This window comes from Paenibacillus sambharensis, assembly GCF_003233845.1.
Lineage (GTDB): Bacteria > Bacillota > Bacilli > Paenibacillales > Paenibacillaceae > Paenibacillus_I > Paenibacillus_I sambharensis.
In genome coordinates this window covers 1-22,674 of record NZ_QKRB01000049.1, presented here as the reverse complement: position 1 = coordinate 22,674, position 22,674 = coordinate 1, and the positions used below count along the sequence as shown (strand labels likewise).

The window sequence follows — 22,674 nt, the reverse complement described above, 5'->3', positions numbered from 1 at the left end:
ACGCTCCCTCGCCTCTTTTGCTTCGCGTTCTTCCGCTGCCTGCAGCTCCGCAAGCTCAGCTTCCTCGCGCAGCTCTGCCGCCTTCCGCTCCAGCGCCGCACGCTCTTCTTCACGCTCACGCCCCAGGCGCTCCAGCTGTTCCCGAAGCTCTGCAGCTTCCGCCTGTCCTGCTTCGACACGGCTCAGCTGCTCATCCAGTTCGCTGCGATAGCTTTCCGCGGCGTCCCGCCATTTGGCAATTTCCTCGCCAAGCTTGCGCTCGGAGGCCTTACGCTCCTCCTCCGCCCGCTCTGCAAAAGCAACCCACTGGTCGGCCTCTTCGGCCTTCTTGCTGAGTACAGTCAATTGCTCCTTGAGCTTCTCTTCATCCGCAGCGCGCTGTTCGGCCTCCTTCACCAGCCCGGACAGTCTGCCTGCTAACGAATGCTTGTCCGCTTCCAGGCGGCTTACCGCCTGCTGAGCCTCGGCAAGCTGCGCCTGCAGGGTATCGGCCTGCTTGTGCAGCTCATCGGCCTGCTCTGCCCGGTTCTTCGCCTGCTCTTCCACAGCCGCCAGCTCTCGCGCCATCTGAGCTAACCGGTCATCGCGGTCGCGCAGCTGCCCCTCAACGCTCTCCAGCATTGAGCGGAGGGCTTCTTCCTGTTCATACGCGCGCATCGCCTGCTCTTCCGCATCCGCCGCCTGTTGAGCAATCCGCTGCTTCTCCTGCTCATGTCCCTGAGCCAAGTCATCCAGCTTGTCCTGCCAGCTCTCTTCCAGCTTGGCCTTGTCCTGTACATAAGCTTCACGAAGCTGCTCACGTTCCTGATGAAATTCCGCTTCGGCGCGTTCTTTATCCTTACGGAAGTCCTCCTCCCGCTCAGCAGCTGACCTCTCCTTGCTTTCGCGCTCCATAAGCAGCTCCAGCTGCAGCTCTTCCAGCTGTTCATTATGCTTGGCTTCAAGCTGCTCACGCTCTTCCTTAAACGCTGCTTCCCGCTTCGCCTGCTCGGCCTTAGCGGCTTCCAGCAGCCGGGTCCGCTCTGCCTCATAACGCTCACGCTCAGCAGCAAAAGCCGCCTCCAGACGCTCCCGCTCAGCGTTAAGCTCAGACTGCCGCTGGCCGTCAAGCTCAGCCAGCTCCTGCTCCCGGTCGAGACGGAGCTGGTTCAACTGCTCCTCTGCCTCAGCACGGCTGCTGCGCTGCTCTTCCAGCTCAGCATTCTTGCGTGCTTCAAGCCCGGCAATTTCCGCTTCCCGTCTCTCACGCTCCTGACGGAGCTCATCCTGTGCTTCACGAAGCTTCTCATCTCGCTCGGCTTGCACGCGGGCAAGCTCGGCCTGCACAGCTGCATCCAGCGACTCACGTTCAGCCAGCCACTCTGCCTCCCGGTCAGCCGTTTCCTTCCGCCACACTGCCTCAGCAGCCGCCAGACGTTCCTTGGCTTCCGTCTGAAGCCTTGCCGCCTCCTCCTGGGCTCCCTGGCGGACAGCTGCCAGCTCCTCCTTCAGAGAGGCAGTCCGTCTGACAGCTTCCTCCAGCTCTTCGGCCAGCTTCTTGCGTCTGGCTTCCTCTTCCAGCAGACGCTCATTCTCACGGCGCAGCCGAATCGTTTCATCCGCCATGTGAACGGCCGAAAGCACAGCCAGACGGGGCATATCCAAATGCGGGTAGCCTTTGGCAAGCTTATGCATATTCTCATCTACCAACGCTGCTACACGCTTCATATAATCTATACTATTGTGACCTGTAAGACGGTATTGATGTCCGTATATATCAACCGTTACCCGGGCTCTTTCAGCATCCATATCAGGCATTGTCCTCCCCACTTGCGCTTCGCACATGATGCTTATAAAATCCTGCTGGCACCTCTGGCGGGACTTCCCCCTCCAGCGTATTGTCTTCATGTCGGTGCGGCTCATCGGATGCATAAGCAATCCAATCATCACCCCAGACACACAAAGGCCGCATCGAGTGTTCCACCCGGAACTAATTCGATGCGGCTCCCCGCGTTTCCTGCCTATTTTCTCAATTCAGCCTGAAAAGATTGTTCCAGCTGACTGACCACTTTCGCGTGCAGCTCCGTTACTTCCTCATCCGTCAGCGTACGCTCTGCATGACGGTATACAAGGGATACCGCGACGCTCTTCTTGTCAGCTCCAAGCCGCTCACCTGTATAAACATCGAACACACGAACCGATTCCAGCAGCTCGCCGGCTGTCTCGCGGATAAGCGCAAGCAGGCTGCCCGCCTCTATGCCGCGATCCAGAACGACTGCGATGTCCCGCTGAATAGCCGGGTACCGCGGCAGCGCCTGATAGGCAATGGAAGAATCAGCATGCTCATACACCTGCTCAAGATCCAGCTCGAAGACGTAGGTATCCGCGAGATCTTCTGCGCGCTGCAGCTCGGGATGCAGCTGCCCGACATAGCCGATCCTTTCGCCTCCGCGTTCGGTCTGAAGCATGACAGCGGCCGTGCGTCCGGGATGAAGCTGCTCAAGCGCCGCCGCCTCATAGCTGATCCGGTTTTCGAGCCCCAGCACCGCGAACAGCATCTCGAGCACGCCCTTGGCATCGAAGAAATCGACCGGCTCCGCCTTGCGGTTCCAGAGCGCTGTCGTCCGGCTGCCTGTCAACAGACCCGCAAGACGCTGCTTCTCCTGCGGCAGACGGGTCAGCGTTTCCTCATCGGTCAGAAAGACGCTGCCGATTTCGAAAATCGCCGCATCCTCATTCTTGCGGTTGCGGTTATATGCTGCAATCTCCAGCAGATTCGGAACCAGGCCGGTGCGCAGCACGCTGCGGTCCTCGCTCATCGGCATGGCCAGCCGGACAGGCTTCGTTTCTCCGCTCAGGTGCACGAACAAGTCCGTCCGCTCCGGATGCGTGAAGGAGTACGTGATCACTTCATTAAGCCCTGCATCCGCAAGCCGCTTGCGAAGCTCCCTGCGGATCTGCTGCGGCCTTGTCAATGCGCCCGGGGTTGTCGGCCCCTCAATGGGTGTAGTCGGAATGGCATCATAGCCATACAGACGCGCCGCTTCCTCAATCAGATCCACATCACGGGTAATATCGCCTCTGCGGCTCGGCACTCGAACCTTGAAGCTGTCCTTCCCGTCAAATTCATTCTCAAAGCCGAGACGGTCGAAAATCGTACGCAGCTCCAGTGTAGAAAGCTCAGTACCGAGATAACGGTTCAGCTTGCCGTAGCTGACCTCAACATCAGTATAAGTCTGAATTTCTCCCGAAACCTCAACGATTCCGTCCGCCACAAGTCCGTCTGTATAGCGGGCAATCAGAGCCGAAGCCCGGTCAAGCGCCGGAACGACTCTCGCCGCATCAACACCCTTCTCAAACCGGATGCTCGCCTCTGAGCGAAGGCCCAGCTGACGAGAGGTGCGGCGGATGGTTGCCCCGTCAAATTTGGCGGATTCCAGCAGAATGTTAACCGTCTGCTCCGTAACCTCGGAATTGGCTCCGCCCATTACACCTGCCAGGCCGATCGGCTTGCCGCCGTCTGTGATCAGCAGCATGTGCGGCTCCAGCTTGCGTTCCTGGTCATCCAGGGTGACCAGCGTCTCGCCTTCCCTGGCCAGGCGGACATCGATGCGTCCGCCATCAATTTTATCGGCGTCGAATGCATGAAGCGGCTGTCCGTACTCCAGCATGACATAATTCGTAATATCCACAATGTTGTTGATCGGGCGAATGCCTGCAGCCATCAGGCGGTTCTGCATCCACTGCGGAGACGGTCCGACCTTGACGCCCTTAATATACCTCGCAGTGTACATGCTGCAGTGTTCCGGAGAGCCGATCGTCACCGAAATATGGTCAGCCGCCTTCAGCGCAGCGGATGCAACCGTCGTATCCGGAAGCTTGACCGGTCTGCCCGTCAGCGCCCCTACTTCATAGGCTACGCCCAGCATGCTGAGACAGTCCGACCGGTTAGGCGTCAGGTCAAGCTCCAGCACTTCGTCCCGGATACCCAGCACCTCTTCAATCGGCACGCCCGCCTCCACGGATTCCGGCAGGACGAGAATGCCCTCCTGCTGCTCCTTCGGCAGCAGCTTGTCATTCAAGCCAAGCTCCTTGGCGGAGCAGATCATACCCTGGGACTCCACACCCCGCAGCTTAGCCCGCTTGATCTTCAGGCCCCCCGGAAGCTCGGCGCCGACCAGCGCCACCGGCACCTTTTGGCCTGCATCCACATTCTTCGCGCCGCAGACAATCTGCAGCTCCTCGCCAAGCCCGGCGTCCACCTTGCACACGTTCAGCTTGTCCGCATCCGGGTGCTTCTCCTTCGACGTGACATAGCCCACAACAACCTTCGTGACGCCCTTGTCGAGCGACTCGACACCGTCCACCTCGATACCGCCGCGCGTAATCTGCTCGGCGAGGTCACCTGCTTCTATTCCAGCCAAATCAATATAGTCACTCAACCAACGATAGGATACCTTCATGCCAATTCCCCTTCCTTCCCCGTTACATTCTCGCGAACTGGCTCAGGAAGCGCAGATCGTTCGTATAGAAAGCCCGGATATCATCAATGCCGTACTTCAGCAGGGCGATCCGTTCCACCCCGAGCCCGAAGGCAAAGCCGCTTACCTCGTTCGGATCGTAGCCGCCCATCTCCAGCACCCTTGGGTGCACCATGCCGCAGCCTAGAATCTCCAGCCAGCCCGACTGCTTGCACATCCGGCAGCCATGCCCTCCGCATTGCACGCACGTTACATCCACTTCAGCGCTTGGCTCGGTGAACGGGAAGAAGCTCGGACGAAGACGAATCTGCGTCTGCTTGCCGAACAGCTCTTGGACAAACTGCAGCAGGGTACCCTTCAGATCGCTCATCCGGATGTTCTTGCCGATGACCAGGCCTTCAATCTGATTGAACTGGAACGAATGGGTTGCATCGTCATCGTCGCGCCGGTATACCCGTCCAGGGCAGATGATCTTGACCGGTGTCTTGCCGTTCATCGCCTTCATCGTTCTCACCTGTACAGGCGAGGTATGCGTGCGCATCAGAATATCTTCTGTTATATAGAAGGAATCCTGCATATCACGCGCAGGATGGTCCTTCGGCAGATTAAGCGCTTCGAAATTGTAGTAATCCGTCTCAACCTCCGGTCCTTCAGCAATCGAGTAGCCCATGCCGATGAAGACATCCTCGATCTCCTGCTGAACCTTGCTGAGCGGGTGGACAGCGCCTGCCGGCAGCCTGCGGCCAGGGAGCGTGACATCAATCGTCTCCTGCTGCAGTCTGCGCTCGGTCTCCTGCTGCTGAAACTGCTGCTGCTTCGCTTCAATGACCGCCTCAATGGCACTTCGGACATCGTTGGCAACCTGCCCGATGACAGGACGCTCCTCTGCCGACAATGAACCCATACCGCGAAGCACCTCGGTCAGCGCCCCCTTCTTGCCCAGGTATTTTACACGCACATCATTAAGCTGCTGCGGGTCATTAACCTGCTCCAATACCTGCAGGACTTCATCCCGCAGCTCTTCCAAACGCTCCTTCATTCTCTTCGCCTCCAAACGGTATACTGCTGTCAATAGATACAAAAAAAGGCCCTTCCTCCCCGCAAGGGACGAAAGGACCGTGGTACCACCCTAATTCGAACACCCGTTAGCTTTCAATCAGCCATAGCTGATCGGCCAGCCGGTTCAATTCCGGCCTATAGGCGTTCCTCTTGCGGTTAACGGACCGCTTACCGGGCACTTCCTACTGGGATGACCGCGAAGATCACCGGTTCTGAAGACCTGCTACGGAGTGAATTTCAACAGCCTGATTCCCCGCGGCCACTCTCAATCACTGGTGCCCGCTCCCTGTCGGAAAGCACTGCTTACTTGTCTCCGTCCTGGCATTTGTGCATATGCTCACATTAATTATTGTCTATTATATCCAATTCACCTGGCATGCGCAAGTATCCGGCTCCCCTGCTTCACCTGCAGCCGGCAGCGGACGGTATCAGGCTCTCCGTCTGCCGTTCACCAGCGCTGTAACAAGGGCAGCTGCTGCCAGGACTAATGCTGCGATAGACAGCACAAGCGGCAGGCTGCTGTCTGACGACTCCGAACCAGCCAGGCTCTCCGTTCCCTCTGCTGCCGCAGCAGTGTCGTCAGCGGCACCTCCAGCGGTCTCACCTTCTGCACTCTCCGTCTGTCCAGCTGGCGCATTCCCGTCCGCACTGCCAGCCGCTTCTTCAACTGTAGAGCCTTGACCATGTCCATGGCCGTCGCTTTCCCCTGTTCCCGGTACAGCCGTCACAACGGATGCCGGCTTATCCGCGTCCGGTGCGCCGATCCATTCCACCACTTTGCCGTCCGAATAGGTCTGATAGGCTTTCCAGACGATTGTCTCCGCATTATCATTAACACGGCCGGACAGTCTGAACTCCGTGAACTCGGTTTTCTCCAATCCGTCTCCCTCAGCCGTCCATGACACACTGCTGATCGTTTCATCAGCACGGCGTTCGAATTCATGCGTCCAGCCAGCCTTCGGCTCAACGCGCGTAATGTTCACCGATTCCGGTATCGTTACCCGGACGCCGACTGTTGTTGTTCCTTCCTCCTCACTTGGGACCCTGACCGTAAACACTTCGTAAGAGCCCTGCTTGACTTCCTTGGGCCAAACCGTAACATGCGCACTAGCTGCTCCCGCAAGCATCAGCACTGCCGACAGCAACGTAATTACACCGAATGTGACTTTCTTCATTGCTTATATCTCCCTCTCTTGTTCCATGCTTTGAAATAACATGCTAGAAGTATACTTCTCTGGCTGGTTCAAGGCATGACTCAAAAGGGCTAGAAGAACATGGCGAAAATGTGAACTGCAACATTTAGTAAATAAGGCGGCTAATCCCTGCGTTCAACAAGTCCCTGCTGCAGTGCATATCGCGTCAGCTGGACCCGGTTGTCCAGATGGAGCTTCTGCAAAATGTTCTTCAGATGGTTCTTGACCGTGTGCTCCGAGATGCCGAGCGTCTCTGCCACCACCCGGTTCGATTCTCCCATCGCCACCCGTTCCAATATTTCGCGCTCCCTTCCGGTAAGCGGTGTAACATGCCGGTCTCCTTCCGCGCTCCCAAGCTCCGGTGCTTCCAGCATGCCTGCTGCATCCAAGGCGGCGGAATTTCCGCCAGGACCTGCGCCGTCACTCCGGCCGGAGCGCTGCTCCGGGGCTGTATCGAATTCCCGGAGCAGCTGATAGGCCAGCTCCCTGGTCATCGGCGCTTCGTCAAATGCGACCGACCGCAGGTATTCGTGCCAGGCGGAAGGCGTAAGGTTCTTGAGCAGGTAGCCCTGCGCACCTCTCTTCAACGCCTCAAACAGATGGGTTATATCCCCAGATACGGTTACCATGACGACCTTGACAGCAGGATTAGCCTGCTTGATCCGCTGCGTGGCCTCCAGCCCGCCAATTCCCGGCATTCTCACGTCCATCAGGACGAGATCAGGCCGCAGCCTAGCTGCCGCCTCAACCGCTTCCTCCCCTGTCTGCGCCTCCCCGACAAGCAGGAAATCCGCGTCCAGGGACAGGATATCCCGCATGCCTTCCCGGCCGTCCGGATGGTCATCGGCAATCAGAACCCTGAATCTTCCTTGTTCACCTTCAGCCATCCGCCGCATCAGCTCCTCTCTTCGTTATGGTCACCACTGTACCGCCTGTAAGCTGATCCAAGCCCGAATCAATCGTTAAAGACCAGCCCATCTCCGCCGCCCGGCTCTCCATCATGCGAATGCCGAAGCATCCCGCAGAATGCAGCCGGTGGGCTTCCGTTCCTTTTCCATTATCACCGACCATGCAGCGGAACCCTCCCATGGACCCTGCCGGTTCGCAGAAGATACGCACATTGTCCGCTTCCGCGTGTTTGCGCGCATTGAGGAGTGCCTCACGGATGATGGCAACCAGTTCAACCTTCTCCCTGATGGTCAGCAGATGATCAGGTATTCGCCAGTCCAGGTCAGCCTTCAGGCCGCTGCCGCTCAAGGCCTCAGCTATGACTGCTTCAATGGTTTGCTGCCACGAGCTGTTCACAGCTGCCGGTGGATGCTGCAGGTTTGCTATCGACTGCCGGACATCCTCATAGACACGCCGAACGGTGGAGCGAATCTGCTCCGAGACCCGCTTCAAATCCTCATCCGACTCTGCCCGGTCCAGCTTGTCCAGCTTGACGGACATGAGGAAGAGCGACTGCGATATTCCGTCATGCAGCTCCCTTGCAAGCTGCTCACGTTCCTCCAGTCCTGCCTTGGTCAACCGTTCCCGGTGAAGAGCCTCCTGCGTTTCTTCCAAAATCGTAAACAGCTTCCGCAGCAGTGTCACGGTCACCAGCAGGACGAGGACCGGAGCAAGCACGTTGCCGAGCTCCATGGATATATAGGGCAGCAGAACCGTATGCCGCAGGTATTCCCACAGCCCGATTGTTACGGTGGGAATCCATAGAATCAGATATTTGATTTGTTTATAGGTCATATCCCCGTTCCCCTCCTGCTCTCTTCCGCCCGCACAGAAGCGCCTGGCCTGAGGGCCCGCAGGGACAGGCGGCCAGCCGGAAGGCCAAGGCCGGTTGTACGGTTAATAATTGCGGAACACATACTCGTTAACAAGCTCGTCATCATTCGGTGTCATCACCCTGATCTGCGCTTTCCAGCTGCCCGCAAAAGGAATATACGGCCCTTCTGCCCGGTATGCTGCCATCTCATAGCCCTCGAAAGGGGTGAGCTCATCCTCGGAAGAAGGCTCGAGCGGCACATCGATTGGTCCAAGCTCCTTCCGGTCTTCCGAGAACAGCCTCAGCACGACTGATTTGGGTGAACCCGCTTCTTCAGGCAGCCATACCTTTAACGTAATCGCGTTCGTCCCCGGCACATTAGGCGTAATCCGGAGTGTATAATGCATGTCCGTCCCCATTTTGTGGTAGTTGACCGGCTCATTGGCCGGAAGCGGGCTGATGTAGGTGAACAGGCCGACGATGACGATTATCAGCGTCATCAAGACCCCGTCCGCTTTGAGCAGCAGGGCTCTTGGCAGCTCACCCCTGCGGACGCGCCATCTCAGCACCCCGCCTGTAATGATCACCAGCACCACAAGAACCGTCTTCACAATCAGCAGTGTCCCCCAGGCGGTGTATAACAGATAATCCAGCCGGGGCAAGAAGAGCAGACTGACTGCCACTCCTGTCAGCACCAGCAGCACCATCGAAATCCAGGCCGGGCCGGTAAAGACAGCCGCGAACCGTCCCGCTTCCTTCCGGTCCTTGATCCAGAGACCCAGCAGCAGAGCCAGACCGCCGGCCCAGACCGCAGATGCGGCAAGATGGATGAAGTCAAGCGCTATAGTAAGCCACTTTGGATCATAAGCCGCCGCGTGACCGCTCCAGCTCTCAAGGACAAGCAGCGAAACCGCCCATATTACGCCAACCGAGGGCCCGGCAGAACGGACTAGCGGACCGGCAAAGGATAGAATAAGCGCTCCCGACCAGGCTAGTCCGACAGCAGTCCCCGTGAACAGCTGGATCCACTGTGATCCAGGCTGTCCTTCCATTAAAGCGGTCGACTGAAAGAACACATACAGCAGCACAGCCACGAGCAGTCCCCGAGTCGTCCAGAGCCCCCACCTGGAATACCACTGCAGCGCAGACGGGTTATCAACCCTGCCTCGCCGCAGAACCATCCATAGGAAGTAACCCGTGGCCAGCAGCAGCGCCGCATAATAGAGCACTCTGACGGTATAGTTTATAAGTTCCGCGCCTGTCAGCTGTGTAGATACCCGATCATGATGACCGGAATGCCCAAGCTCCTTGAGCGGATCGAAGGAGGAAGCATCCCTGCCCGCGGGGGGGGTGCCGACGACAAACACATATGATCCCTCAACCGGATGGCCGTCTGCCGAGATAACCCTGTAGGCCACGGTATAGACGTCTTCCTCCAGCTTGGGAAGCGCCAGTGTCAGCGAACGGCCATCCTGACTGGTCTCCGGCTTGCGGTCTGTTACCGGCCTAGAGTTAGAGTCGAATAATTCAAGCGAGCCGAGTCCCGCCTCAATCCGTTCGTTAAACGTGAGCTTGATCAGCTCCGGTCCTGCGTCGAGTCGCGAATCCGGCTCGGGAGCCGCGCTGGTAAGCGAGGCATGAGCGGAAGCATGCTGCGGGAACAGCAGCCCGCCTGTTAAGGTTACGGCAGCCAGCAGAAGCAGAGCACAAGTGGTAAAAGCATGTCTGCGGCTGAGCCGTTGTGCAGATATTGCCAGCAAGGAGAACACCATTTCACTTCCCTTCTATCAGTAGTCTAAGTGTATTCCAAATCACATCGCCTCTCAAGAGAAGGCCCGCGAATGCAAACTCCATGCAACCGCCTGACAGAAAACGTCTTTACGAGAAGAAAACTTGTATCTTTATTCAATTGAGTGTATATTTATAATTATTCTGAATTCTAACCATAACCTTTCTAAATATAATGTGCTGGGGGGAAGCAAACAGATGATGCAGAGCAATATCGGAACGATCTCCAATCTCGGCTACCCACAAATCGGCGAAGCGTGCGAATGGAAGCATGCGCTCGAGCAGTATTGGCAGGGAGAGTACAGTGAGACTCAGCTCCGCCAGGAGATGAGTCAGCTGAGGCTCCGCCATCTGCAGAAGCAGCGGGATGCAGGGGTTAACTGGATTCCCGCAGGTGAGTTCACCTGGTACGATCATGTGCTGGACCATACCGCTGCCTTTGGACTCATTCCGGGGCGTTACGCGGCCTTGGCTTCGGGCTCGTCACTTGATTTGTATTTTGCTATGGCCCGCGGCAGCAGCGGGATTTTACCGTGTGATACGCAAGCCTGGTTCGGCACTGCTTACCGGTACATAGTTCCGGAGTGGACGCCAGGCCAGCTGCCCGAGCTTACAGCCAATCCGTGGCTAGAAGCCTTCGAAGAAGCGAAGAATGAGCTGGGTCTAATCACGAAGCCCGTGCTGATCGGGCCTTACACATTCGTCAGCCTGTCAAAAGGGATAGACAGCAGCAGGCGGGATGATGCCGTCCGCTCCCTGCTTCCGCTCTACGGGCAAATACTCGCCGCACTTGAGGCAGCAGGTGCCGAGTGGGTACAGCTCGATGAACCCGCACTTGTTAACGGCATACAGGCCGGTGACTGGAAGCTGGTGAATGAAGTATATACCGTTCTGCAGCTGGCCGCTCCAGGCGTGAAGCTTATGCTGCAGACCTATTTTGGCGCCGTTGATAACTATGAGGCCTTGGCAGACCTCCCGTGTGCGGGAATCGGGCTGGATTTGGTCCATGACGGCGGCACTAACACTGCTCACCTGCTCCGTTACGGATTCCCTGCAGACAAGGTGCTGGGCGCTGGAATTGTGGATGGACTCCGTATATGGCGTACTGACTTGACAGCAGCATTGGAGAAGCTTGAACTGCTGCTCAGCAATGTTTCCGGAGAACGGCTCATTCTGCAGCCAAGCTGCAGTCTTCTTCACCTGCCTGTTACGGTCAAGCGGGAGAAGCGGCTGCAGGGTTTATACGGCATCAGCCTGTCCTTCGCCGATGAGAAGCTGAATGAGCTCAGACTGCTCAGTACCGCCCTTCGCGAAGGACGGCAGGCCATCAAGCTTGAGCTTGCCGAGAATGACGTCGCCGTTCATGCGCTTGCGGCAGCCGGATTAAGCCTGGCAGCAAGCTCGCCCTGCCAGATGACCCAGGGGGAACGGAGCAGCCAGCAGAACATAAGGAAGAACAGTGTGCCGGTAATAGAGAATGGCTGGGTGCAAATTAGCGGAGCGGTCTTCGGCAGACCGCAGCTTCCGCTCGGCCTGCACCAATATCAAGCGCCTGTCCATCCGCAGGAAGCTGCTTATTCGACGGCTTCTGCCGGGATATCATCTACGGGTTAATTTTCTTCGCAAACGCAGGCTCGCCACTTTGGCCCGCCAGCAGAACAGGGGCTTTCGACCGTCAGCTGTATCGGTCGAAAGCCCCTGTTCTTGTGTCATTGCCAATCGGTATGCTTAGACCTGTAGTACAAGAGCCAGCTGTCCCCCTCTATCAGCGGACAGCCTCTCAGACTGGGCCAGACATACACCCAGCCCTGCTGCCGCGGGAGCATCGCATCAGATACCCAGACCCTCTCATAGTCATTCCATTCCTCAAGGCCGTAGAACTCCTCCAGCCTGTCCAGGGCCGCAAGGCCATTCCGGCAAACTGTAATCCACTGTCCCTGCACAATCCGCCCCGCGGCTGGTTGTACTCGGATCAGGGCCGGGTAATTGCCTGCGTCGACCAGCTGTCCACGCACGCTGCCCTGCCGGCTGCCCCGGATATAGGGAGCTGCAACGGGATGGTTGGCAAGACCCGGAAGCAGCGAGCCATATACAAAGACCTGATGCCAATCAGCCATCTGATGACGGCCGGCAAACCCTGACGTTGTTTGCTTCGAGCGCCTGTCTGACAGCAAGAGCCGTCTGCACGGCCGTGCTGCTGTCCCCATGGATGCAGATCGTACCCGCCCGCACCGGGATGGCCTGGCCGCCTGCCGCATGTACGGCCCCTTCCTGAACCACTCGCAGAGCCTGTTCAGCAGCTTCTGCTTCGGTAAGAGCCGCCGCACCGGGGAGGTGCCTCGGCATCAGCGTTCCGTCCGCTTGATAACGCCGGTCGGCAAACGCCTCCGCCACCGTCCTTAATCCGAGCTGCTCCGCAAGCTCAAGCACAAGGCTTCCAGACTGTGCATACAGGTAAAGCTCCTCATCCAGACTGGCAACCGCACGAATGACCGCTTCAGCGGCATCCCGGCTGCTGTTTGCCATATGATAGAGCGCTCCATGCGGCTTAACATGCTGCAGCCTGCCTCCCGCAGCCCGTACGAAGCCTTCAAGCGCGGCGATCTGGTAGAGCATGCAGTCGTAGATTTCCTCCGGCTTCATCGCCATCACTCTCCGGCCGAAGCCCTGACGGTCCGGCAGGCCCGGATGTGCTCCGACAGCCACTCCCGCCTCCAGGCACTTCCCGACAGTCAGCCGCATGACAGACGGGTCCCCCGCATGGAAGCCGCAGGCCAAATTAGCCGATGTAATCAAGGGCAGCAGCTCCTCGTCATGACCAAAGGCATAGGCGCCGAAGCCCTCGCCCATATCACAGTTCAAATCAATCTGCAGCCGCTCTTGTCCCTCTGTATGATCCATATGATCCGTATTATTCCCATCAACCTGCATGCAGCTATCCCCCCTCATGGCAGCCTTGCGCACAAACCGGCTTCCAGCATCCGCAGAGCAGCCTCCTGCCTCACTAGAGCAGCGTGCGCCTCTTCCAAACCTGTTTCTGTAAAACAAACCTTGTCACCAGGCTTCAGCTGTGCGAGCAGCGGCAGATCCGCCGAGATGACATGGGCCATCACCGGATAGCCGCCGGTCGTCTGGCAGTCCGCTCCCAGCACAATCGGCTGTCCTCCCGGAGGCACCTGCACGGTGCCGGGCACAATTCCCCTGGACAGCACTTCGCCTGATGCAGTCCGCTCCAGCTTCGCGCCTTCTGTCAGCCTGCAGCCCATCCGGTCGGAGGAGCTGGACACGAGGTACGAAGTAGAGAAGAATACCTCCAGCGAAGCTTTCGTAAAGCTTGAATATTCTGCGCCCGCTGTCACTCTCAATACGTGGTGCCCTGCGATCCTGCCGCCGCCTGCATACGCCTCCGGGAGGGCATACCAGGAAGGGACAGCCCACCGCCTTCCTTCAGCCGCAGCCTGTCTGCGCAGCTTCTCCGCCCATCGGACCGCCCACTGGCTGCGCCAGGGCTCCGTTAAACCCGTTGTCAGCAGATCGCCCGCCATAAGCGGCCGGCCTTCCAGCCCGCCAAACCCGGCCCGTACATCCGTCCCTCTGCTAGACAGCACCTCGGGCACCTCAATACCGCCGGCTGCTGACAGGTAGGTCCGGCAGCCCTCAACAGCTGTTCCGAACTTCAGGCAGGTGCCCCTCCGAACCCAGACAGGGCGCCACATCGGCAGCTCTTCGCCGTCCGCGCTTGGCGTCATGTTGGCACCCGTTATTGCAATCAATAGATCTTCCCGAACTTCAAGCTCAGCCCCGCTGAGCGTCATCTCCAGACCTGCAGCCTCAGGTAGATTGCCGGTCAGCAGGTTCGCTGCCCGCAGCGCATAGCTGTCCATAGCACCGCCAGCCGTTACACCAAGGCTTCGCCAGCCCGGACGTCCGCGATCCTGGACTGTCGTAAACAGTCCAGGCTTCATAACCGCCATACTCACCGCCCGCTCACCTCCTCCCAGCCTGCTTGAGAGGATTGAACAGGTATGAATCTGACATTGTCTCCTGCCTGCAGCAGGGTTGGCGAGCCGGTCCCCAGATTAAACAGCTGCAGGGCCGTCCGGCCGATAATCTGCCAGCCGCCGGGTGAATCGAACGGATAAATACCTGTCTGATTCCCGGCAACCGCAATCGAGCCCGCGGGCACCCGCTGCCTGGGAGCCTCCCTGCGCGGCTGGGCCAGCCGTTCGGGCAGGCCTGTCATGTAAGGAAAACCCGGCATGAAACCGATCATCGCTACCGTATAGACCGCTGCTGCATGGGCTTCTATGAATTGCTCCGGACGCATCTCCGCCCGCGCTGCACAGCTGCCCAGGTCCGGTCCGCCGGAACCACCGTATACGACCGGCACTTGGACCACGCGCCCCTGCTCTGAAAGCCCCTTCCATTCATTGCTGCCGAGCATCTGCAGGACAGCCGATTCAGCGGCAGCATGCAGCAGACCCTCCTGTCCGTGGTTATCCGGCAGCCGCAGCCTGCCGCTGCGCAGCAGCCTGTTCAGCCGATACGGTTCATAGACCACCGACAGCGCCGCATAAGCGGGAACCGCATCGAGCAGCCAGTCCGGCTTGGCCCCATTCAGACAGCGGGCTGCCGCCGCTGCCTCACCAGAGTTGTCAAACAGCAGCAGCAGTCCAGAGTCTCCCAGCGGTGTTATTTGCGGAATCGGAATGCTCATTACAACGCTCCCTCCTTCCTGGTGCGAACATACTCGCCTAATCCTCTTATTCCCATTATAATAGCTTATCGGAATGTGTAAAATTGACGCAAACTTTCCGTTCCGTTCGCTCGTATTGAGTGCAGGAGGTACGCAAATGAACTTATCCGCCAGTAAGCTTGGCAAACGATATTACGGAGGCGAATGGGGACTGCGTCCCGCGGAGCTGCATTTTGGCCCCGGGATGCACGGTCTGCTCGGCCCGAACGGCGCCGGCAAGACAACATTAATGCGCCTGCTTGCCGGACTGCTCCGCCCCACAACGGGCAGAGCGGAGCTGGATGGTCTGGATGTGATCCATCCGCGGCAGCGCCAGAGAATCGGTTATGTGCCGCAGACCTTCCAGATGTATCCTTCATTAACCGGCCGGGAATGGCTGATGCACCGGGTTCAGAGCTCGCCAGGCAAGCTGTTCCCAAGCAGAAGACAGGCCTTGGAACAGGTCGAGAAGATTCTGCTGGATGTCAATCTGACCAGCCAGGCAGACCGGCCGGCGCGCACCTATTCCACCGGCATGATGAAGCGGCTTGGTATCGCCCAGGCGATGATTATTAATCCAGATGTGATCATAGTGGACGAGCCGACCGCCGGACTGGACCCTGAAGAGCGGCTGCGGCTGCGCAACGTGCTGGCCGAGGCCTCCCTTACCCGCATCGTCCTGCTCTCCACTCATATTCTGAGCGACATAGAGGCCAGCTGCGGCAGTGTGCTCGTTCTGAAGGAGGGAACAGCGGCTTATCAGGGAAGCCTGGCAGGGCTCGCAAGCTTTGGCGAAGGAAAGGTGTGGACCTGGGAGGCAGCGCAGGATGAGTGGCGGAGATATGGACCGAGCCGGCTCATGTCCGCTCGCCGGACAGAGGAAGGCTTCATCTGCCGGACGCTCGCAGAAGAACCCCCAAACCGCTATGCACGGCTGTCCGAACCGACTCTGGAAGACGGGTATATGGCTTTGATCGGCCTTCCGTCCGAAGGAGGAGCTTTCCTGTGAGAACGTTGATGAGGCAAACTGCCCTGGAGCTGAAGCTGATTGCACGTATGCGCTGGCCGCTTCTGCTGCCACCGGCAGCAGGCGCCTATATATGGCTGCAGCTGCTGAATCTTTCGCCCACCGGCTCCCAGGACTTGTATCTTCATATGCTGACTGCCCTTGGACGGCTTCATACCTTCGCAATCGGTCTTCCCGTGCTGCTCGGTATTCTGCTCGTGCGGAGGGATATTCTGCATCATGCCTATGAGTGGCTGCGGGCAGCTTCTATATCCAACCATACCTTCCTGCTGTCTAAGGTTGCCGCCGGCATTCTGTATCTGTCGCTTATCCCGCTGTTTATTGACCTGGTTTATCTTCTGGAATGCTGGAAGCAAGGACTCTCGCTGCCGTACAGCTTGTCCCAGATATCACTCGTCACCATCCACATGCTGGTAGCTTATGCAATATCCCTGGTGCTCGGCATTACGCTCGGCGTCCTGCTGCCCTCCAGGTTTGCCCTGCCTGTCGGCTTCTGTGCCTGGGTATTCGGCTCGGTCTTTATCCAGCTGTTCATCGTCAGCAGCTACAGCCTTTATCCTCTAAAGGCCTTCTATCTGAATCATCTGCTGGACAACCCGCTCATCCTCAACGAAGGGTGGCTCGGTGCGCTTGCCGGCAGGGAGCTTGCAAGGCTGCTCCCGTTCGTCCTGCTGTTTGGCGTCTTCCTGCTTGCCCTCAGCTGGGCGGTGCTCGGTCACGAACGGCCTGAACGCTCGCGCCGTACAGGCTGGATGATCTGCTTATTAGCTCTGATGATTGCAGCAGCCGGGTATATCCCCTATGCACAGATGTGGATGGAGCGGTACACCGACCGCCAGTTGCTGATGGAAATCTCACCACAGCAGCATCTCGCGCGCGCAAATGAAGTCTTTGCCTTTGAAGTAAGCCGCGTCAAGCTGGATGTGCGGCTGCAGCAGGACGAATCGCTGGCAGTTGAGGCCCGGATCGACTTCCCTGTCCGCGACGGCCGGCCGGTGTCCGTACTTGATGCCGCCAGACCGCCCGAATACCGGGAGCCAGGCCGCATAACCTTCCTGCTGCACCCGGGCATGCGGATCAAGCAGGCTTTCATTAATGGCAAGCCTGCGGACTATATAAGGACAGGCGACCGTTTCAGCATAGATGAAACACTGCTGGACTCCAATCAGGAGATACAGTCCGTGAGCGTTGCCTATGAGGGCAGGATCACGGACTGGGGTTATTATGGCACGAGAGAATTCATGTACGCTTTTGCCAGCCGGGATGCCGTCATGCTTCCAGGCGGCATGGGATGGTACCCGCTTCCGGGTGGTGACAGCCTGTTCTATAAAAGTGGTGAACATCTGTTCGAACGCCTGGACACCGCACGCTATTTCAATGCCGACTTTGACGTAACGGTCAGCGGCTTCGGCAGCCTGCCGCTCTATGCTACTCTTGAGACTGCACCGGCAGCTTCAGATGGATCGCAGCATTACACCGGCTCAGATACGGCTGCTTTTACACTCTACGGCGGCCGTTTCGAAGAAGTGCGCATCCAGGGCGAGCCGATCACAATCATTACAACCCGGGCCAACCGGCGCGAGAGCGAGCGCTTCCTGGAAGAGCTTTACGAGAGAAGGCTCTATTACGAGGAATGGCTCGGAACATCACTGGACAGAATCCGGTATATCGCCTACTTCCCGATGGATGCCATCGACAGCCGCTATCAGCAGTGGACTAACGAAAGGACGGGCAATACCATCTTCCTCAGTGAGATGCTTCATAATAATCTGGACGCCTACCGTCTCCATACGATGCTGCGTTATATGCTGTTCGGAGACCGATCGGAAGTTTCTTTCGCCGACAAGAACGATTCTACTCAGTCAATCGTCTATGAGATACGGGAGACGATTCTCGATATTTACAATGTCGAGCATCCCGGCAAATCCCGCTTCTGGCACAGACAGGGAATGACCTTCACTCCGTTGTCCGGGCCGGGAAGTAACCGCGGCGTTTCCGCGGGAGAATATCTGTCTCACTTTCTGTCTGCGGCAGCAGCTGAAGGTCAAATTGACCGGCTCAAGGATACGTTAAAGCATTTTTACGAAGGAGGTCTTCACATTAAACTGAACGAATACGGCGGCAGCTATATAGAGGAAGAATATAACGGCAGGCAGTACATGAAAATAACGCTGGAGGACTGGCACCGGGTATGGGATTCCTATAAACGGTAGCAGCAGGCTCTGCAGCAAGGAAAGGAGAAGCCTGATATGACAGATGAAGAACTGCTGCACGGAATGATGCGGGGCGACCAGGCGTCGTTCGAAGCATTCGTGCACCGGTATCACGCCCCGCTGTCCGGGTACCTGCAGCGGCAGCTGCGGGACCCCGGCAAGGCGGAGGATTTTGTCCAGGAGACATTTGTCAGACTGCTGAAGCAGCTGAAGCTGGGGAAGATACCAGAAAATGCACAAGCGTGGCTATACCGTGTCGCCCTGAATCTATGCCGGGACTACTGGAAGAGCGGCTACTATCAATCCCGCCAAAAGCAGATTGCCGATCCGCCGGAGCAGGTGGATATTCGTCCTTCCGTCGTCGAGCTTGCCGAACGGCAGGAGACCCGCAAAGAGATTCTGGCATCCATGAGCGAGCTGCCTGAGGTGCAGAAGGATATTATAACTCTGCGGTTCTACCAGGATATGAAGCTGCAGGACATTGCAAACGTGCTTGATATTCCGCTCGGTTCCGTTAAGACGCATCTGTATAAAGGCTTAAGCAGACTAAAGAAGAAACTGTTAGGTGAAAGCTCAGCGAAGACAGAAGGCAAATCCGCGAAAGGAGGAACGCGTCATGAGCATACCAACCGATGAAGAACGCACCAAGCTGGAGGATGAAATGCGAAAACCGCTGGCCGGCTGGATGGTTAAGCCCGTAACATCAACGGAAACAGCAAAGCTGCTTGGCGCCCTGCAGCCCGAATTTGACGCCCTTCAAGAGGAAGTGAATCAGACGGCTATTCAAGAGCTGGCCGGGACGGAGACTCACAGGCCCTCTCTAATCCGCCTGATGCTCTCACAGCTTTCCTCCTATCCTAAAGCTTACTGGCTCGCCAGCCTTGCCGTCTTTACCATGATGACGCTTATGCTTACGATGGCTGCCCCCCCGTATAACGGCATTGCCGAACTGTTTACTATGCTGACGCCGGCTGTTCTGATCGCCGGGATGTTATACAGCTTCCGGACATGGGACAAGGGAATGAGGCTGATCGAGAGCATAACACCCTATCCGCCGGCTCTGCTGCTGCTGTGCCGCTTCTTGATCGTGATCGTACTGAACCTGGCACTCGGTTTGCTGGCCTCGGCCTATCTGGCTGCAAGGATGGAGCAGTTTCCCTTCATGCCTTTTCTTCTGCAGTGGTTTTCCCTGCTTGTCCTGACCGGCGGGCTGACCGCTTATCTGATGATGCGGCGGGGAATCAAAACGGGTATCGGAGCTGCTATTCTCGTCTGGTTCATCTGGAATATGGCCGATTTCAGCGGCCACACCCGTTCAGGCATTTCGATAATGTTGGAGCAGCTGGTGCAGGGAGTGGCCCTAGCTGCCGGATTAATACTGCTCCTGCTGGCTTACCGCAGAAGTCTCGGCATTCGGATATTGAAATAAGTCAAAGAGGTGCACAGCGATGCTGGAAATTGATAAGTTGACCTGGTCGCGAAGCGGGTCTTCCTTCCGCCTTCATATCCCCCGGCTGGCTGTCGGCAAAGGCATTACCCTGCTGGCTGGACGGAACGGGGCAGGCAAGTCTTCGCTGATGCACCTGCTGGGGACCGCCGTCATGCCGGACCAGGGCAAAATCAGCTACGGAGGACGGACGACCGACAGGGATCTGGCATCCGTCCGGGCTTCCATCGGCTTCGTGCCGACGAGCGTCTCCCTGTATGAGGAAATGACGGTGCAGAAGCTGCTTCATTACCTTTCTGAATTGAAGGGGGGACTCTCCCCTTCCCAGCTTGAAGGGCATCTGGAGCGTTTCCGGCTGACGGTCTACAGAAAACGCAAGATCAAGACGCTTCCACAGGGCATTCGCCAGCGGATCGTGCTTGCGCAGGCCTGGCTTGGCAGCCCTGAATATCTGTTCCTGGATGAACCGCTGAATGCGCTGGACAGTCTCGAACGGCTGTCCTTTATCCGCCAGCTGTCCATTGAAGGACGCAGCCGGACCATTATGGTTTCTACACATGAACTGAATGAATGGGAGGCATGGGCTAACCGCCTGATCTGGCTCGATAATGGCATGATCCGGTTTCACGGGACGCTGACCGCCTGGACAAGCAATCTGCCCGCATCGGTCTATGAGGGAAGCGTAACACCGGCACAGCTGAAGGCACTGCCTGAAGAACAGATCATCTATATTCGGGCAGACGGCCATTCGTTCCGGGTTCGCGTTATGGCAGCGGAAGCCCCTCTCTTCGCATTCGAGAAGCAGCTTCCAACACTGGAGGATGCCTATTTCATTCGTTCCCGGCTGCAGGAGACGGCCCGCATATCCTAATGCCGGATGTGGCGGCTTCCAAGACATTGAAGTTGCAATCCCCGACAGGCATGTTTACAATCAGGGTACTTGTACTATTGCAGAGGGAGTTGAGGTTATGGAATCGTTCGAGCTCGCGGAGCTTACGGTTCGGCAGGAAGGCTTGAACTGCCGTCTCTCGTTCACTTCCGCCTACCTGGCCGTTGTCTCCGATCTGGGGTCAAGGCTCTGGTACATTGATGTTAACGGGGTAGTGCAGACTGACCTGCTGCAGCAATTCCATACCAGCGATAACATCCGGGTGGAACTGTCTGCCGTCACGGCCGGCGGCCGCCGATTCGAGGGAGCCGGCTATCTTCACCCGAACATTAATGTTCAGGCTGCCGCTATCCGCGGGGATGGCGAGCTTGCAGGCTACTGACACTGGGCTATTAAGCACCAGCTACAATAATGGCGCCACAGGGACAATCCTGATATGCTCCCCATACGGTAGACAGGTGAAAAATAAAAACCTGTTTACTGTATAGGGAGCATTTTTCATGCCTAGAAATAAACTGAACGCTTTAGAAAAATTGGCAATCCTTCAAGAGATCGAAGCTGGTCATATTGGAGTGAGGGCAACTGTTAAGAAGTATGGCATTGCCATGTCTACGCTTGCGAATTGGCAACGTCGTTATCGGTTGTATGGTACTGAGGGACTAGAGGTCCGTAAACACAACCGTAGTTATTCCGAAGAGCTGAAGCATCAAGCGGTTAAGGATTACTTGGAGGGGAAATTGTCACAGAACCAAGTCATCGATAAGTACGGGATCGCTTGTCGAGCGCTGCTCTTCAATTGGATTAAGAAGTATACTGGTCATAGCAGCTTAAAAGCCTGTACAGGGGGAACAACAGCTATGACCAAGGGACGTAAGACAACATGGCAAGAGAGGATCGACATCGTCCTATATTGCCTTGCGAATGGACAAGACTACACGAAGACAGCAATGCAATTCCAGGTTTCTTACCAGCAAGTATACGGATGGGTGAGAAAGTATGCAGAAGGCGGACAGGATGCTTTACAGGATGGTAGAGGGCGTGCCAAGGCGCCTGAAGAGTTAACGGAAGTCGATGAACAAAAGTACGCGATGAAGAAACTGGAGTACGAAATCGAGCGACTCCGGGCGGAGAATGCTTTCTTAAAAAAGTTACAGGAGTTCGAAAGGAGGTGTCCCTAAGCCAACATCGGCAAGAGAACATCTACCTTGCCATTCAAGCTGTCCAGCGCACAGAGTCAATGACCATACAGCTTTTATGCGGCGTTGCTGGGATTCCGAGGTCGAGCTATTACAAGTGGCTTAATCGAACACCTAGCTCACGTGAGCTGGAGAATAGAAAGCTGACAGAGATGATGATGTCCATGTACGAGAAAGTTGAGGGCACCTTTGGTTACCGGCAATTAACGTTACATATGCGCCGAGAATGGCAACATCCGATTAATCATAAGCGAGTGCAAAGACTGATGAGGATTAAGAGAATCCAGTCCGTCATCCGCAGAAAGAAAAAGAAGTATGAGCGTTCTACGCCGCAGCAGGTAGCTGAGAACGTGCTTAACCGCAAGTTCCAAGCGGAAGCGCCGAATGAAAAGTGGGTTACAGATGTCACGGAGTTTAAGTATGGCAATAGCCAGAAGGCTTATTTAAGTGCCATCCTCGATCTTCATGATAAATCGATTGTTTCTTATGTACTTGGTCACTCGAATAATAATCCTCTCGTCTTTCAAACGTTGGATTTGGCTTTACAGGCAGCCCCTAATAGCAAGCCTTTAATTCATAGCGACCGTGGCTACCAGTACACGTCACTGAGGTTCAAAGAAATGCTGGACAAGGCTAATATGACGCAGAGTATGTCCCGAGTGGGCCGTTGCATTGATAACGGTCCGATGGAGTCTTTCTGGGGAACCCTAAAATGTGAGAAGTATTATTTGCATACCTACCGCACATATGAGGAACTAAAGAAGGATATCGATGACTACATTCACTTTTACAATAATGAACGGTTACAGGCAAAACTAAACGGCCTCAGCCCCATAGAATTCAGGACGAAGGCCGTTTAACTAACTTTTATTTTTTGTACTGTCTACTTGACGGGGTGCAGTTCA

General features: G+C 56.7%; 19 protein-coding genes. 8 read left to right on the top strand and 11 right to left on the bottom strand.

Annotation, left to right across the window (positions count from 1 at the left end; genetic code table 11):
• The 7 genes from zapA to DNH61_RS16135 form a co-directional block, all read right to left on the bottom strand.
• On the bottom strand, window positions 1–1,788 hold a 1,788-nt coding region (gene zapA, locus DNH61_RS16165; RefSeq protein ID WP_220036950.1), incomplete at its 3' end, for a cell division protein ZapA.
• 212 nt (window positions 1,789–2,000) lie between these two features.
• Window positions 2,001–4,442, bottom strand: a complete 2,442-nt coding sequence (pheT, locus tag DNH61_RS16160; RefSeq protein ID WP_111147725.1) for a phenylalanine--tRNA ligase subunit beta — start codon at window positions 4,440–4,442, stop codon at window positions 2,001–2,003.
• A 22-nt stretch (window positions 4,443–4,464) separates the two neighbouring features.
• Entirely contained in the window at window positions 4,465–5,499 is a 1,035-nt protein-coding gene (pheS, locus tag DNH61_RS16155) for a phenylalanine--tRNA ligase subunit alpha (RefSeq protein ID WP_111147724.1), read from the bottom strand.
• A 448-nt stretch (window positions 5,500–5,947) separates the two neighbouring features.
• Entirely contained in the window at window positions 5,948–6,694 is a 747-nt protein-coding gene (locus DNH61_RS16150) for a YcnI family copper-binding membrane protein (protein ID WP_111147723.1), read from the bottom strand.
• Window positions 6,695–6,834: 140 nt separating this feature from the next.
• The gene (locus DNH61_RS16145) at window positions 6,835–7,599 is read right to left on the bottom strand and encodes a response regulator (protein ID WP_111147722.1); all 765 of its coding nucleotides are present in this window, start codon (window positions 7,597–7,599) and stop codon (window positions 6,835–6,837) included.
• Window positions 7,592–8,455, bottom strand: a complete 864-nt coding sequence (locus tag DNH61_RS16140; RefSeq protein ID WP_111147721.1) for a sensor histidine kinase — start codon at window positions 8,453–8,455, stop codon at window positions 7,592–7,594. Before DNH61_RS16140 ends, DNH61_RS16145 begins: the two co-directional genes overlap by 8 nt.
• 102 nt (window positions 8,456–8,557) lie before the next feature.
• Window positions 8,558–10,246 carry a copper resistance CopC/CopD family protein gene (locus tag DNH61_RS16135; protein WP_111147720.1) on the bottom strand — a complete coding sequence of 563 codons (1,689 nt, stop codon included), beginning with the start codon at window positions 10,244–10,246 and terminating at the stop codon, window positions 8,558–8,560.
• 214 nt (window positions 10,247–10,460) lie between these two features.
• Between DNH61_RS16135 and DNH61_RS16130 the strand changes: the two genes are divergently transcribed.
• Window positions 10,461–11,876 carry a hypothetical protein gene (locus DNH61_RS16130; protein WP_111147719.1) on the top strand — a complete coding sequence of 472 codons (1,416 nt, stop codon included), beginning with the start codon at window positions 10,461–10,463 and terminating at the stop codon, window positions 11,874–11,876.
• 95 nt (window positions 11,877–11,971) lie between these two features.
• Here the strand turns inward: DNH61_RS16130 and DNH61_RS16125 are convergent, their stop codons facing one another.
• From DNH61_RS16125 to pxpB, 4 genes are read right to left on the bottom strand one after another with little or no spacing between them, the layout of a single operon-like run.
• Window positions 11,972–12,379 carry a gamma-glutamylcyclotransferase family protein gene (locus tag DNH61_RS16125; protein WP_111147718.1) on the bottom strand — a complete coding sequence of 136 codons (408 nt, stop codon included), beginning with the start codon at window positions 12,377–12,379 and terminating at the stop codon, window positions 11,972–11,974.
• Window positions 12,372–13,193: a LamB/YcsF family protein gene (locus DNH61_RS16120; RefSeq protein WP_245948210.1), complete on the bottom strand. Its 822-nt coding sequence runs from the start codon at window positions 13,191–13,193 to the stop codon at window positions 12,372–12,374. The genes DNH61_RS16125 and DNH61_RS16120 overlap by 8 nt, the downstream gene beginning before the upstream one ends.
• Window positions 13,194–13,207: 14 nt before the next feature.
• On the bottom strand, window positions 13,208–14,236 hold the full coding sequence (locus tag DNH61_RS16115) for a 5-oxoprolinase subunit C family protein (RefSeq protein WP_245948211.1): 1,029 nt from the start codon (window positions 14,234–14,236) through the stop codon (window positions 13,208–13,210).
• 2 nt (window positions 14,237–14,238) lie between these two features.
• Window positions 14,239–14,979: a 5-oxoprolinase subunit PxpB gene (gene pxpB, locus DNH61_RS16110; RefSeq protein ID WP_111147716.1), complete on the bottom strand. Its 741-nt coding sequence runs from the start codon at window positions 14,977–14,979 to the stop codon at window positions 14,239–14,241.
• 136 nt (window positions 14,980–15,115) lie between these two features.
• On the opposite strand from pxpB, the gene DNH61_RS16105 reads away from it, so the two are divergent.
• The 7 genes from DNH61_RS16105 (at window position 15,116) to DNH61_RS16075 (ending at window position 22,629) form a co-directional block, all read left to right on the top strand.
• The gene (locus DNH61_RS16105) at window positions 15,116–16,006 is read left to right on the top strand and encodes an ATP-binding cassette domain-containing protein (protein WP_181438740.1); all 891 of its coding nucleotides are present in this window, start codon (window positions 15,116–15,118) and stop codon (window positions 16,004–16,006) included.
• Window positions 16,003–18,237: a M1 aminopeptidase family protein gene (locus DNH61_RS16100; RefSeq protein ID WP_111147714.1), complete on the top strand. Its 2,235-nt coding sequence runs from the start codon at window positions 16,003–16,005 to the stop codon at window positions 18,235–18,237. Before DNH61_RS16105 ends, DNH61_RS16100 begins: the two co-directional genes overlap by 4 nt.
• Before the next feature lie 36 nt (window positions 18,238–18,273).
• Entirely contained in the window at window positions 18,274–18,873 is a 600-nt protein-coding gene (locus DNH61_RS16095) for an RNA polymerase sigma factor (protein WP_111147713.1), read from the top strand.
• Window positions 18,854–19,666, top strand: coding sequence for a hypothetical protein (locus tag DNH61_RS16090; RefSeq protein ID WP_111147712.1), 813 nt, complete (start codon window positions 18,854–18,856; stop codon window positions 19,664–19,666). Before DNH61_RS16095 ends, DNH61_RS16090 begins: the two co-directional genes overlap by 20 nt.
• 19 nt (window positions 19,667–19,685) lie before the next feature.
• Window positions 19,686–20,555 (top strand): ATP-binding cassette domain-containing protein, encoded by an 870-nt coding sequence (locus DNH61_RS16085; RefSeq protein ID WP_111147711.1) that lies wholly within the window; start codon window positions 19,686–19,688, stop codon window positions 20,553–20,555.
• Between the two features lie 97 nt (window positions 20,556–20,652).
• Window positions 20,653–20,955 carry a hypothetical protein gene (locus DNH61_RS16080; RefSeq protein ID WP_111147710.1) on the top strand — a complete coding sequence of 101 codons (303 nt, stop codon included), beginning with the start codon at window positions 20,653–20,655 and terminating at the stop codon, window positions 20,953–20,955.
• Window positions 20,956–21,073: 118 nt separating this feature from the next.
• Window positions 21,074–22,629 (top strand): IS3 family transposase gene (locus tag DNH61_RS16075; protein WP_111145361.1). Its coding sequence is split into 2 segments (ribosomal slippage): window positions 21,074–21,704 and window positions 21,704–22,629, totalling 1,557 coding nucleotides; the frame shifts between segments, so codons are not numbered across the junction.
• Window positions 22,630–22,674 lie beyond the last annotated feature (45 nt).